Genomic DNA, 13,036 nt, shown 5'->3' with positions numbered 1-13,036 from the left:
CTCGGTAATCCTGACGTCAAGGGCTCGCGGGTGCGCGATCATGGGGGCGTGCCGCACCACAGCTTCGACCCGCTCGCGGGGCGGCGGACCGCCGCCGACCCGGAGCTCGACGTGTTCGTGTGGGGCACCGTCTTCCTCGACATGATCTTCGCCGGACTGCCCCACGCGCCCCAGCCCGGCACGGAGGTGTGGGCCGACGGGCTGGCCTCGTGCCCCGGCGGCATCGCGAACCTCGCCGTCGCGACCCGCCGCCTCGGCCTGCGCACCTCGCTGGCGGCGGCCTTCAGCGACGACGACTACGGCGACTTCTGCTGGCGCACCCTCGAGGAGCAGGAGCACATCGACCTCGCACGGAGCCGGCGCTTCGCCGGCTGGCACAGTCCGGTGACGGTCTCGATGTCGGTCGACCACGACCGCAGCATGGTCTCGCACGGGCACCCGGCGCCCGTGTCGGCGAGCGAGCTCATCGGCACCCCGCCGCGCTCGCGGGCCGTCATGGTCGACCTCGCGGAGGACGAGGCCTTCGGCGGCTCGTCGACGTGGGTCGACGTCGCCCGCGCCCAGGGGTCGCTCGTCTTCGCCGATGTCGGGTGGGATCCGTTGCAGCAGTGGCCGATCCACGTGCTCGAGCGCCTCTCGCGCGTCGACGTCTTCATGCCCAACGCGGTCGAGGCGATGGCCTACACCGGCACGACCTCTCCGCTCGAGGCCGTCTATGCGCTGGCCGACCGCGTGCCCGTCGCCATCGTCACCGACGGCGCCAACGGCGCCCTCGGCATCGACGCTCGCACCGGCGAGGAGGCGCGCGTGCCGTCGCTGCGGGTGCACGAGGTCGACCCGACAGGCGCCGGCGACGTCTTCGGGGCGGCCCTGCTCGTCGGCACCCTCGCGGAGTGGCCGCTCGAACAGCGGATGACCTTCGCGAGCCTCTGCGCCGGGCTCGCTCTGCAGCAGTACGGCGGCTCGCTCGCGGCCCCCGGGTGGGGCGACCTCTCCGACTGGTGGACGGCACTCGTCTCGGACGCGAGCGGCGACGCCTACCACCGCTCCCTGCGGCGCCGCTTCGCCTTCCTCGACGACATCGTGCCGCGGGTGCCCGTCAGTGCGTGCCGGCGCGCCAGCGCGACGATCGCCCGCCGGGCCGACGTGCCGGCGCTCGACTGAGCTTCGGGCCTTGACCTCGCGCCGCCGACTGCGTATGCCGCGCGGCTCTCCGGCGCTCGAACACCCGTCAGTCGGTGATGCCCAGCCCACGCACCAGGTCGTGCAGCGCCCGTAGGCTCGTCACGTGGACGTCCGCCTCCGGACTCCCCTGCTCCGCAACGAGCACCGAGGTCATTCCCGCGGCCGTGGCGGCGACCACATCGAAGTCCACCGAATCCCCGACGTAGACGCACGCAGACGGAGGCACCCCCAACCGCTCTGCCGCGATCAGCAGCAGGGTGGGGTCGGGCTTGAAGTGCCCGACCTCCGCCGCGATCAGGACGTCGGAGAGCAGGCTCTGAAGGCCGGTCGCGACCACCCGCGAACGCTGGGGCTCGACGTCGTAGGCGTTCGAGACGACCGCGACGGGGAGCCTGCTCGCGAGCGCCCCGAGCAGCGCCTCGGCGCCCGGGGCAGCCACCGTGGCCTGGCGCAGTGCTGCCTGGTAGTGGCTCACCACGGCGGGATCGCCGGCCCTGCCCTCCTGCTCGAGGAGCGATCCCACCCGGAAGTCGTCCAGCCCGGCACGCGCTCCAGCCTCCGGGCCCGCACCCGGCCCAGCGGCGCGGGCGAGGCCGTAGTAGGCCGTCCGCGCACGGTGTGCGCGGACCGTGAACTCCTCCGCGGGGACCGCGGCGAAGTGCTTCTCCCGGAGTGAGCTCAGCGCCTGTGCGTCCGCGACGTGGTAGTCGGTGAGGGTTCCGTCGAAGTCGAAGAGCCAGGCCCGCGCCCGACGCAGCGCCTCCCTGGCGTGGTCCATGCTCACGCCCCCGCGTCGCCGCCGGCGGGCTCCAGCTCGAAGGACACGTGCCGCTCGACCTCGACCATGCGCTCGAGGAACTCCTCCCACGTGTCCGCACCGAAGACGACCTGCCACGACCAGAGCGAAGGGAAGACGGCGTGGACGGTGTCGCCCACCCGATGGCCCGGCTTGACGTCGACGACGAAGGGCAGGGAGCGCAGGGCCGCCTCGTCGGGCTCGCGGCTCACACGCCCAACCGCCGACGGAGCGTAGTTCCCCCAGCCGAAGACTGGCGAGCCCTGCTCGTCGCGACGCACATCGCCTCCCCGACCGAGCACCGACAGGAGCCACCGCGAGCGCAGGTCGTCGCCGAAGTAGGCGAACATCTCTGGGATCGCACCGCCACCGGGCCGTGTCGCGACCTCAGAGAAGACCCAGGAGCCGGCCTCGGTGAGGAAGAACTCCGTGTGAGTGATGCCTGTGTGCACGCCGATGGCCGCGTTGACGCGAGCAGAGAGATCCCGCAGCTCGGAGTAGAACCGCTCGTGCTCGGCCTCGCGCAGCATGCCCGAACCGTTGAGGTGACCGGGGTCGACGATCTGGACCCGAGGAACGGGATAGCGCCCGACGCTGAAGTCCATCGCCTCCCCCTCGATCCACACCGCATCGACGTGGAACTCCTCACCGCGGACGTACTCCTCGGCGATCATGAGCGTCTCGGGAGCGTTGAGCAGCCGGTTCGCAGCCTCGTCGCTGTCGGTCACGACCCAGGTGTCCACGGTGCCCATCCCGTCGAGCGGCTTGAGGACGAGGGGCCAGCCCAGCTCGGCACCGATGCGGTCGAGACCCGCTGCGGAACGGTCCTCGACCACCCGCTGCCGCGCGCAGGGCACTCCGGCAGCGACCGCGGCGGCCTTCATGGCGGCCTTGTCGCGCACGCGGATGCTGGTGCGCACCTCAGGCTCGGCGAGACCCAGCGCCTGCGCCAGGTAGGCCGCACCCAGCTGCGAGTACTCCGCCAGACTGAAGACCGCCCCGACGGCCGGCTCCTGCCGACCCAACGCCGCGGCGAGCGCCGAGAGCGCCCCGAGGTCGGTGAAGCTGGGAACGACGTGCTGAGCGCGTACTCGTTCGAGCAGCTCCGGAGCCAGCCGGCGGTTGGCGAACTCCCACTCGTCCATGACGAGCGTCACCTCGACCCCAGGGATCGAGAGCATCGACCGCAGCGCGACCTCGTCCCAACGGCAGGCAATCACGTGCATCTTCTTCAGGCTCCTCGGGTGGCGGTGTCGGTGATCATGAGGGTGGCGCCGTCGACGCGGGCGCACACTCCCAGGGGAAGGGTGGTCATCGGGCTGGTGTGACCCACGGGCCGGCCCAGCAGCACCGGGTAGTCGGCCTCGGGCGGCACGACGTCGTCGAGGATCTCTGCGAGGTCGTCAACCTGCTCAAGTGCGAACGGCCAGCCGACGACGAGCGCGGCAAGGTCGGACAGGTGGCCCGCCTGTCTGAGGTGCCAGAGGTCGGCTCGGGCGGCGTCCATGACGTACGGCGTCTGCGGCGTCTCGAGCACGAGGACGCTTCCGGTGGCCCGGACCTCCCACGGCGTTCCGATGAGGCTGGTGACGACGGGCAGGCACCCGCCGGCCAGAGGGCCGGAGCCACACCCGGGCCGGACGAGTCGGGGGGTGGGGGCCGGGACTCGGCGCCGCTGATGCGGCGCCTCCCAGTCGGTGCCCTCCACCACGATGTCGGACTGGGCGGCGATCTCTCCGAGCGGCCCGGGCACACCCACAGCCCGCAGGAACGCGTCAGCCGTCTCCGGGAAGGGGGTTGGTGTGTCCCCGAACTCCATCAGGACGGATGGACCGTAGAACGTGACGAGCCCGGTCTCGGCAGCGATGGCGCTGTGGAGCGACGTGATGTCGGAGTAGCCACAGAAGACCTTCGGGTTCGCGGCGATGACGCCGTAGTCCACGTGCTCGAGCACCTCGGCCGTGCCGCGGCCCCCGATCGCCGTGATGACACCACGCACCTCGGGGTCTGCGAAGACGTCCATGAGGTCGCGCGCCCGCTCCTGTGCGGTTCCTGCTGCCCACCTCCCGGTATGCCGTGCATGCGCGCTCAGCATCGTGCGAAAACCCATCTCGTGCAATGCCTTTCGTCCAGAAGCGAGGCGCGCCGGGAATTGCCCGGCGAGGCCTGACCCTGGCGAGACGATGGCCACGAGGTCTCCCGGACGGAGCGCCCGCGGGAGCACGGGCGCCCGTGGCGCCACCGTCACCGTCACCGAGCCTCCCCCAACCGGTCGAGGCGATCGCGCGGCACCACCAGTGCGGCCAGCACTGCCACCGCGAAGCACGCTCCGCCGAAGGTGACGGCCATGAGCAGTGCGGAGCCCTCGACCAGCAGCTGACCGGCGAGCAGCGGACCCACGAAGAAGCCGATGGACATCATCACGGAGTAGAGGCCGTTCGCCCGGCCGCGTGAGTCGTCGTCGACGAGTGAGTTGACCAGCACCGGAACGGTGACGCCGAAGACGCACTCTCCCACCGCGAACACGATGAGCCCGAGCGCGAGCCAGAGCAGGGCGGGGGTTCCGGCGTCGGCGCGGAGGGCGGCTGCCGTGCACACCCATGTAAGTCCCCAGATGAGACCGATCGCGATCGCGTTGGTCCGGGCGGACGCCTTCTCGAGGCGAGACTGCAGCACCATCTGCGACACGATCACGGCGACCGTGTTGACCCCGAAGGCGATGGCCAGCTGGGTGGGTGAGACGTGCCGGCCACCGATGAGGGCTGCCGGTATGCCGCCCTCGAGCTGGCTGTAGCCGACGGTGAAGGACAGCGCGACGAGAGCCAGCACCGGGGCGAGTCGGCGATCGCGCAACAGATCCCAGTAGGTGGAGCCCGTCGATCCCTCTGGTCTCTCCGGCCGCACCGACCCCTCGTCGACCGCAGACGTGTCAGCGGCCGCCGAGTCATCGCGCGACGGCACCGGAGCCAGCTCCTCGACGCCACCGGCATGGACCGCGACGGGCCGGGGGGCGGCACGGGCCGCCCTGACGAGGGGAATCGCCGACCGGATGAGGGCGAGCGCCGCCACGAAGGTCACCGCGTTCGCGAGATAGAGGAGGCGGAAGCTCGACTCGCTGAGCCCGCGCACGATGAGACCAGAGATCAGGCCGCCCAAGCCGATCGATGCGTTGACGGCGAGGAGGTTGAGGCCGAAGACCCGTGGCCGGAGCACGGACGGCACGGACTCGGCGAGCAGGGTGAACCACACGGCATTGCCGCCAAGACCCAGCCCCAGCAGGGCGGCGGCGGCGAGGATCGTCGGTATGTTGCTCGCGACGCTGTACCCGAGAGTGCCGAGCATCGACACGCTGAGGGCGGCCGTGATCGCGCGCTGACGTCCGAAGCGATCCGCGCCCCAGCCAGCGAGTGGGCCGCCCACGGCGACGCCGACGGACGTCACGGCCACAGCCGTCGTCGCGACCCGGACGTCGAGGTCGAGGACCAGGGTGACGTAGGCGACGAGCAACGGGAGGACGAGGCCGGTGCCGAGGTTGTTGAGCGCGGACGCGATCAGCAGACGGCGGGCTCCGGGCCCGAGGCTGTCGAGAGACGAGACGACGTTCTTCATCGGGCCGCCCCGCCTCGAACGGGCACGTGCGCAAAAGCTGTCGCACCGAAAGCCGGGCGGCGGCCCACCTCGGAGAGGTCGATGCGTCTCGCGACCCCGGTGCCGATGACCGCCGGCAGCACCGACTCCAGGTGGAGCCGGGTTGCCGCCGCGCCGAGGCAGAAGTGGGTGCCGCTGCCGAAGGACAGGTGATCAGGCACGGCACCGGCAGGGCAGCGGCCGCGCAGGTCAGCGTTGGCGGCAAGCAGGTTGAGCACCACCCGGTCACCCGCGCTCACCGACTGGCCACCCACCTCGAAGTCCGCCGCAGCGACGCGCGGCGCGAAGTGGAACGGCGGCTCCGTGGACAACGCCTCCTCGACGAGCGCGCGGATCGTGGGGGGATCGTCGGCGGCGGCGGCGGGCAGCGCCTGTGCCAACAGGCTCGCGACCACGAGGGCTGTGGTCAGAGGCTCCATCGCACCGGTGAGCAGCTGGGCGCAGGCGGCGACCGCATCCTCGGGCCCGATGCCAGCCTCGATCGCGGCCGCATCGGACAGTGCCCGAGCCACCTGACCACCGCGGGGCACCATGCCGTCCTCGAACACCGCCCTGAGGCGAGCGATCGCGTGCACGGCGCGTGCGGCCGCGGGCTCGTCGAACCCCGGCGTGGAGAGGTAGTCGATGAGCGCGGCAGAGGACTCCTCGAGCTCGGACATCTCCTCCGGCGTCGCCTCGAGGATCGCGGCGGTCGTGCGCCGTGAGAGCGGCACTGCGAGATCCGCGACGAGGTCGCCTCCCTGCGCCGCGAGGTCCGTGGCCAGGGTGCGCGCCACGTCGGCCAGTCCGACGAGACGTGCGGCGACCGCGGGACGCGCGAGGCAGGGGGCGAGGGCCCTTCGCACCCGTGACTGCAGCGGGGGGTCCGAGAAGACCAGCCACCGTCCGAGGAAGTGCTCGACCTCGATGATCGGGGAGCCCGGAGACATCTCGGACACCGCGGCCGGCACCCCGCGCGCCCGCAGGCGCGGATCCCGAGAGAGCCGCCGCACGAGCTCCGCCGAGAGCACGAACCACGAACCTGACGGTTCGTCGTGGACGACGTCCCCCTCTCTGGCGAGACGCGCGTAGGCCGTGTGGGGGTCGGCGACCGCCTCCTCGACCAGGCTCACGGCGCCGCCGCTTCGCCGAGATCCGGTCGGATGTCGATGAGGTAGTAGCGCAGGAAGGCGGCGTCGTAGCGCTGCTGCGACGTCAGGGACTCCTCCACCCGCCTCAGCACCGGGATGTCCCCCACCTCGAAGGCCAGGTGGGGGAAGGCGGCATACCGCTCACCACCGAGCTCGACGAGGCGCTCACGCAGGAGGTCGTGGAGCGCATCCAGGCTCGGGTCGCCGGGGGTGTAGAGGTCTGGCGTCGAGTAGAAGAGGTGCAGCCCGTCAGCCCGGGCCAGCCGGTAACCTGCGCGCTGCACGAGCGCCGGCACGTCGATGTGCTGGTGGTCGTGGTCGTAGACCGCGTCCGCCGCAGTGACGGCCTTGAGGAAGCCCGAGAAGACCGGACCGTTCTCGTTCGGGATACCGATGAGCACCCAGCGGTGCGACCGGGACGCCGAGATCCGCAGGAACTCGAGCTGCTCCTCTTCGCCGAAGTGCTCGATGACGCCGATGTGGAAGACAAGATCTGCCATCGGGAGGTCGACGAGAGCGCCCGGGTCGAAGAAGTCGGCGTCCACCAGCGCCGGGGCGGCCACGCCGAGAGAGCCTGCCGCCACGCGCGCCAGCTGCCGGGCGCCCGGGTCGCAGTCGACGCCGATTCCATGCACTCCCCGCTCCTGGAGCTGGATGAGCAGGGTGGCCGAGCCGCATCCGAGCTCCAGCGCCGTGGCGTCCGGGCCGGGGCGGCCGTTCCAGCACTCAGTGACGAGGCGATCACGAAGACTCTCGAGCGACTGCCACTTCGTCGGCTGCCAAGAGCGGTAGTCCCGGTCCTGCGCGCCGTCGCAGTGCTGCTCGAAGTCGTAGAGCTCGCGAGCCCAGTGGCTCATCGCCGTCTGAGTCACGGCACGATCCGGACACCGTTGTAGCGGGGCAGGATCGCCATGTCGCGGATGTCGTCGGATCGCAGGACCCACATGAGCCAGCGCTCCACACCGAGACCGAAGCCGGACGTCTGCATGGGGTGCTCGTCCTTCATTCGGATGTACCAGTCGTAGTCCTCCTCCGGGACCTCGTGGTGCTCGAGCGCCCGGCGGGCCTGCGCCCCGTCGACATGGCGCTCACCGCAGCCGACGACCTCGCCGATGCCGAAGAGGAGGTCGCCGTTGAGCGCGGTGCGCTGGGCTTCGTCGCCGTACGCCTGGTAGAAGGGCACCGACAGGTGGTCGAAGTGGGTGACCCAGATGAACGGGCTCACCTCGGTCATGAGGCGCCGTTCCCCGCGACCGGTGAGGACCCGGAACCCACCGGGCTCGTGGCGCACCGAGGCCGGGTCGTCATCGAGCAGCCGCTCCGCCTCGTCGAGCGTGATGCGAGGGAAGGGGGCTGAGTCGACCATGGCCGTCAGGTGGTCGACGGAACCAGTGAGGGCGGCGAGCCGGTCACCGAGCTCCGAGAGTGCGGCCGCGGTGATGTGCCGAACGTACGCCTCCGAGAGGCCCATGACGTCCCCAAGGCTGCCGATGATCTCGGCCTCGCTGTGGAAGAACTGGTTGAGGTGCCGCTCGTCCGCGTCCTCACCCCGGAAGCTCGGCATGAGGTACCACGCACCGTTGTCCGAGAGCCGTGCGCCGTACTCGAGCATGAACTGCATGGAGTCGGCGAGGTAGGTCGGCTGCCCGAAGAGGTCGATCTTCACCGGAAGGCTGTCGCTGCCGAGCCCCATCGGGCTGGAGATCGAGTTCGTCGTGATGGGCAGGTGCATGTTGCGCGTGCCACGACGGGCCCAGAACTCCGTCGTGGTCCGGGTCACGAGGTCCTGCAGGTCGACCAGCATGCGGGTCTGGGGGTCGCGCAGAATGCTGAGGAATCGATCTGCGGCGATGCCGGGAATGGTGCTGGTCACTTTTCTCCCCTGATGTCGGATTGGGTGGGCCCGGGTAGCGTATGCGCGGCTTGCCCGTTTCGCTCGTCGAAATTCCTGGGCATCACCAGGCTCACCAGAACTGAGGTTTGAATTGTCAATTCCTCTGACGCACAGAGCAATTCACGTTCTCGATGACTTCCGGGACACCTGCCGCTCCCACGGGCTCATCGAGTCGAGCAGGGCGCCGGTCATCTCTCGCCACGACCCGTCGATCCGCTTCACGAACTCGACCATCAGCGTCCTCAAGCCGGCCCTCGAGGTCGTCCCGGTGCCACGCACCTACCTGCTCCAACCCGCCCTGCGACTGCGCAACCTCGACCACTTCGACCGCACGGGCACGGTGTCGCCCTATGGGTGCAGCTTCCACGCGTTCGGCGCTCTCCTACCGGCAGCCGACCTCGAGGAGGCCTTCGCTCTCGCGAGCGACTTCCTCGCGCGCACACTCCTCCGGGGGCCTCGCGGAGAGGGGAGCGCGGAGCCGCTCGACCTCGTGGCGCGAGCCCATCCCGGCGACGGCGACCTCGTCACCGCTGCCACCGGTGCCGGGTGGGCCCTCGATCTCGACGACCCCCGTCTCGCCCCCTTCCGGCACGTCTTCGGTCTCCCCGGGACGACCGGGCGCAACGCGAACGTCGCCATCAGGTCATCGCGTGGCTCCGTGGACGTCGGCAACGTCATCGTCATCGAGCGCGACGCACGGCCAGTGGCTGTCGAGGTGGCGTTCGGCGTCAACATGGTCCTGCTGGCGCGGGATGGCATCGCGCACCCCATCCTCACCACCCCCGCCGCTGACGCCGACCACTGCTCGGGAGACCTCATGGCTCGCGATGCCCTGATGGCGAGCGCCGTGCTCGCCATCGAAGGGTTACGCCCCATCGCCCGCGGACGCGGCGGGCGCTACCGGCAGCTGCTCACTCTCCTCGTCGAGCGCCACGGCGGCACGGCTGCGGAGGTGACGGCGGACCTGAGCGCCACCATCACGCGCGAGCTCGAGGTTCGCAGGGCGAGCAGCCCCCTCGGAGTGGGCTTCAGCGAGCTCGGCGATCTCGAGGCCGTCGCAGCAGCGACTGCGCACGTGGAGCGCCTGACCGCGATGACCGCCAGCATGGGCTGAATCCCGGAGCCCGATCGGTCGCATCCCACCCGTCGGCGCGCGCGAGCACGGGTCTCGGCAACTAGGGTGGTGGCCGCCCGGACCCGCCCTTACAGGGCTGACCGTGCACCAGACCGTCGCTACGGCCCCGCGCCCGCCACGCACCGCCTTCCGGATGAGAGACATGACGCCAGTGCACCAGCCCCCGACCCTGCCCGCCGCCGTCGACCGTGCAACCGGGTCGCCGACGATGCAGGAGGCGATCCTGCGCCTCCAGGAGTTCTGGGCCAGCCGTGGCGCGCTCGTCATGCAGCCGTTCAACACCGAGGTCGGCGCCGGCACGGCGAACCCTGCCACGTCGCTGCGCGTCCTCGGCCCGGAGCCGTGGCAGGTCGCCTACGTCGAACCGAGCGTGCGACCCGACGACGCCCGCTACGGCGAGAACCCCAACCGCCTCCAGACGCACACGCAGTACCAGGTCATCCTCAAGCCGGCGCCCGACAACCCGCAGGAGATCTACCTGGAGAGCCTCGAGGCTCTCGGCATCGACACCCGCGCCCACGACATCCGCTTCATCGAGGACAACTGGGCCTCACCGGCGCTCGGCGCCTGGGGCCTCGGCTGGGAGGTCTGGCTCGACGGGCTCGAGATCACCCAGTTCACCTACTTCCAGCAGGCGGGCGGCCTCGTCCTCGACCCGATCGCCGTCGAGATCACCTACGGCCTCGAGCGCATCCTCATGGCGCTCGAGAACGTCCGGCACTTCTCGCAGATCCAGTACAACGACACGGTCACCTACGGCGAGGTCTTCGCCCAGGCTGAGTACGAGATGAGCCGCTACTACCTCGACGACGCCGACGTCGAGCTGAACCACCGCCTCTTCCAGCTCTATGCCGACGAGGCCCAGCGGATGCTCGACCGCTCGCTGCCGGTCCCGGCCTACAGCTACGTGCTCAAGTGCAGCCACACCTTCAACGTCCTCGACGCGCGAGGCGCGATCAGCACAACGGAGCGCGCCCGTTCCTTCGGTCTCATGCGCCGCCTCACCCGCGCGGTGTCGGAGCTCTGGGTCGCGCGCCGCGAGGAGCTCGGCTTCCCGCTCGGGCAGTGGACCCCGCCTGCGCCCGCCACCGCGGCCGCCCTCCCCGAGGTCACCGGGGCCCAGCCCCTCCTCATCGAGATCGGCGTCGAGGAGCTGCCGCACGTCGACGTGCGCCGCGCGACGGAGTCGGTGCGCGCCGCGGTCGAGGAGCAGCTTGCGGCGACTTCGCTCGAGCACGGTGCCGTCGCCGTCAAGGCGACCCCGCGCCGCATCGTCGTCACCGTCGAGGACGTCGCGCAGGCCGAGGCCGACACCACCCTGACGGTCCGGGGACCGCGCGCCACTGCGGCATACGGCGACGACGGCGAGCCCACGAAGGCGCTCCTCGGCTTCCTTCGGGGACAGGGCAAGACGCCGGAGGACGTCACGCGCGTCGATGCCGACGGGGTCGAGTACGTCGCGGTCGAGCGCTTCGTGCCCGGGCGCACCTCGCCGTCGATCGTCGCCGGCCTGGCCGACGCTGCCGTCCGCTCGCTGCACGCCGAGCGCAACATGCGCTGGGGCGACCCCGAGCTGTCCTACTCGCGCCCCGTGCGCTGGCTCGTCGTGCTCCTCGGCACGACCCACGTCCCCGTCGCGGTCTCCGCGCTCGTGTCGGGCACGTCGACGCGCGTGCTGCGCTCCGCCGACGAGCCCGTCGTCGAGGTGAGCGACGCCCGCGGCTTCGGCGAGCTGCTCGCCGGCGCCGGCATCGTCCTCGACCGCGACGAGCGTCGGCAGCGCGTCGTCTCCGCCGCGACGGAGCTCGCCGCGTCGGTGGGTGGCACCGTCGACGTGGACGGCGAGAGCGACCTCGTCGACGAGATCACCGACATCGTCGAGGACCCGCGCGCGATCCTCGGGTCGTTCGAGCAGCGCTTCCTCGACCTGCCCCCGCAGATCCTGCGCACCGTCATGCGCAAGCACCAGCGCTACCTGCCGGTGGTCGGCGACGACGGGCGCATGCTGCCGCACTTCATCACCTTCGCCAACGGCCCGCACGACACCGACCTCGTGCGCGCCGGCAACGAGTCCGTCATCCGCGCGCGCTACGAGGACGCCGCGTTCTTCTGGCGCGCCGACCTCGAGGTCTCGCCGGAGGAGTTCCGCAGCCGCCTCGGCGCCCTCACCTTCGAGGAGCGGCTCGGCTCCTTCGACGACCGCGTCAACCGCATCGCCGACCTCGCGCAGACGTTCACCGCGGCATACGGCCTCGACGACAAGGACGCCGAGACGGTGCGCCGCGCCGCCGCGCTCGGCAAGTTCGACCTCGCGTCGCAGATGGTCGTCGAGCTGTCGAGCCTCGCCGGCACGATGGCGCAGGAGTATGCCGTCCGCGCCGGTGAGAGCCCGGCCGTCGCCCAGGCGCTGGCCGAGATGGAGATGCCGCGCTCGTCGGCGTCGGGCGAGCCGCGCAGCGTGCCGGGTGCCGTCCTGTCGCTCGCCGACCGCTTCGACCTGCTGACGAGCATGTATGCCGTGGGGTCCGTCCCGACCGGCACCTCCGACCCGTTCGGGGTCCGTCGCACGGCCCTCGGTCTCGTCCGCGTGCTGCGGGGGTTCCCGATGCTGTCGGCGGTCTCGGTGCGCGACGGGGTGCGGGCTGCGGCCGATCGCCTTGCGCGGCAGGGCATCGAGACGGGCGCCGAGGTGCAGGAGGCTGCGGTCGACTTCGTGCGGCAGCGCTACGAGCAGCAGCTGAGCGAGGCCGGCCACCTGCACTCGGTCGTGCGCGCGGTGCTGCCGGCCGCGGACCGGCCGGCGCGGGCCGACGAGCTCGTCGCGGTGCTCAGCGAGTCGCTGGCGGAAGAGGGGGCCAGGTCGATCGTCGCGGCGCTCCAGCGCAGCATGCGGATCCTGCCTGCGGGGGTCGCCGTGGAGGAGGGCGGTTCGCTGCCCGACACGGCCGAGCCCGCCGAGCGCGAGCTCGAGTCGATCGTCGTCGCGATCGAGGAGGCGATGGCCGGCCACGAGGGCGATGTCGAGCGGCTGTTCTCGGTCGGTGGCGCGCTGCCGGCTGCTGCCGAGCGGTTCTTCGACGAGATCCGCGTCATGCACGACGACCCTGCCGTCAAGGCGTCACGGCTCGGGCTGCTCGCCCGGGTGGCGGCGCTCGGTGGCCGCGAGGTCGACTGGCTCGCCCTCTGACGCGAGTCTCTGCTTCGAGCTGCTGGGGTCGTGGCGCGACGGGTCGAGGATCAGGATGGTG

At 71.1% G+C, this 13,036-nt stretch carries 10 protein-coding genes; 3 read left to right on the top strand and 7 right to left on the bottom strand.

Annotated features, from left to right (window positions below; all coding sequences use genetic code 11):
• The first annotated feature begins 48 nt into the window (after window positions 1-48).
• A complete protein-coding gene (locus tag FHX52_RS18680) occupies window positions 49-1,164 on the top strand; it encodes a carbohydrate kinase family protein (RefSeq protein ID WP_141823898.1) in 1,116 nt (371 codons plus the stop codon).
• A gap of 67 nt (window positions 1,165-1,231) precedes the next feature.
• Here the strand turns inward: FHX52_RS18680 and FHX52_RS18675 are convergent, their stop codons facing one another.
• From FHX52_RS18675 to FHX52_RS18645, 7 genes are read right to left on the bottom strand one after another with little or no spacing between them, the layout of a single operon-like run.
• Window positions 1,232-1,963 carry an HAD family hydrolase gene (locus FHX52_RS18675; protein WP_185747381.1) on the bottom strand — a complete coding sequence of 244 codons (732 nt, stop codon included), beginning with the start codon at window positions 1,961-1,963 and terminating at the stop codon, window positions 1,232-1,234.
• Window positions 1,964-1,965: 2 nt separating this feature from the next.
• Window positions 1,966-3,207, bottom strand: coding sequence for an ATP-grasp domain-containing protein (locus FHX52_RS18670; protein WP_141823896.1), 1,242 nt, complete (start codon window positions 3,205-3,207; stop codon window positions 1,966-1,968).
• Between the two features lie 5 nt (window positions 3,208-3,212).
• Window positions 3,213-4,172, bottom strand: coding sequence for a S66 peptidase family protein (locus tag FHX52_RS18665; protein ID WP_246070365.1), 960 nt, complete (start codon window positions 4,170-4,172; stop codon window positions 3,213-3,215).
• Between the two features lie 59 nt (window positions 4,173-4,231).
• Window positions 4,232-5,590, bottom strand: a complete 1,359-nt coding sequence (locus FHX52_RS18660) for an MFS transporter (RefSeq protein WP_141823894.1) — start codon at window positions 5,588-5,590, stop codon at window positions 4,232-4,234.
• On the bottom strand, window positions 5,587-6,741 hold the full coding sequence (locus FHX52_RS18655; RefSeq protein WP_141823893.1) for a cytochrome P450: 1,155 nt from the start codon (window positions 6,739-6,741) through the stop codon (window positions 5,587-5,589). The genes FHX52_RS18660 and FHX52_RS18655 overlap by 4 nt, the downstream gene beginning before the upstream one ends.
• Window positions 6,738-7,631, bottom strand: a complete 894-nt coding sequence (locus tag FHX52_RS18650; RefSeq protein WP_141823892.1) for a class I SAM-dependent methyltransferase — start codon at window positions 7,629-7,631, stop codon at window positions 6,738-6,740. The genes FHX52_RS18655 and FHX52_RS18650 overlap by 4 nt, the downstream gene beginning before the upstream one ends.
• Window positions 7,628-8,632 carry an amino acid--tRNA ligase-related protein gene (locus FHX52_RS18645; RefSeq protein ID WP_221630662.1) on the bottom strand — a complete coding sequence of 335 codons (1,005 nt, stop codon included), beginning with the start codon at window positions 8,630-8,632 and terminating at the stop codon, window positions 7,628-7,630. Before FHX52_RS18645 ends, FHX52_RS18650 begins: the two co-directional genes overlap by 4 nt.
• Window positions 8,633-8,744: 112 nt before the next feature.
• Between FHX52_RS18645 and FHX52_RS18640 the strand changes: the two genes are divergently transcribed.
• Window positions 8,745-9,767 carry a hypothetical protein gene (locus tag FHX52_RS18640; protein WP_141823891.1) on the top strand — a complete coding sequence of 341 codons (1,023 nt, stop codon included), beginning with the start codon at window positions 8,745-8,747 and terminating at the stop codon, window positions 9,765-9,767.
• Between the two features lie 163 nt (window positions 9,768-9,930).
• A complete protein-coding gene (locus FHX52_RS18635; protein WP_246070234.1) occupies window positions 9,931-12,975 on the top strand; it encodes a glycine--tRNA ligase in 3,045 nt (1,014 codons plus the stop codon).
• Window positions 12,976-13,036: the final 61 nt, after the last annotated feature.

Source organism: Humibacillus xanthopallidus (assembly GCF_006717145.1).
GTDB lineage: Bacteria > Actinomycetota > Actinomycetes > Actinomycetales > Dermatophilaceae > Humibacillus > Humibacillus xanthopallidus.
This window is presented reverse-complemented; position numbering and strand designations above follow the sequence as displayed.

Coding starts and splice junctions, on each gene's coding strand:
- FHX52_RS18675 (WP_185747381.1), bottom strand. CDS start 1,963: ATGGACCACGCCAGGGAGGCGCTGCGTCGGGCGCGGGCCTGGCTCTTC.
- FHX52_RS18670 (WP_141823896.1), bottom strand. CDS start 3,207: ATGCACGTGATTGCCTGCCGTTGGGACGAGGTCGCGCTGCGGTCGATG.
- FHX52_RS18660 (WP_141823894.1), bottom strand. CDS start 5,590: ATGAAGAACGTCGTCTCGTCTCTCGACAGCCTCGGGCCCGGAGCCCGC.
- FHX52_RS18635 (WP_246070234.1), top strand. CDS start 9,931: ATGACGCCAGTGCACCAGCCCCCGACCCTGCCCGCCGCCGTCGACCGT.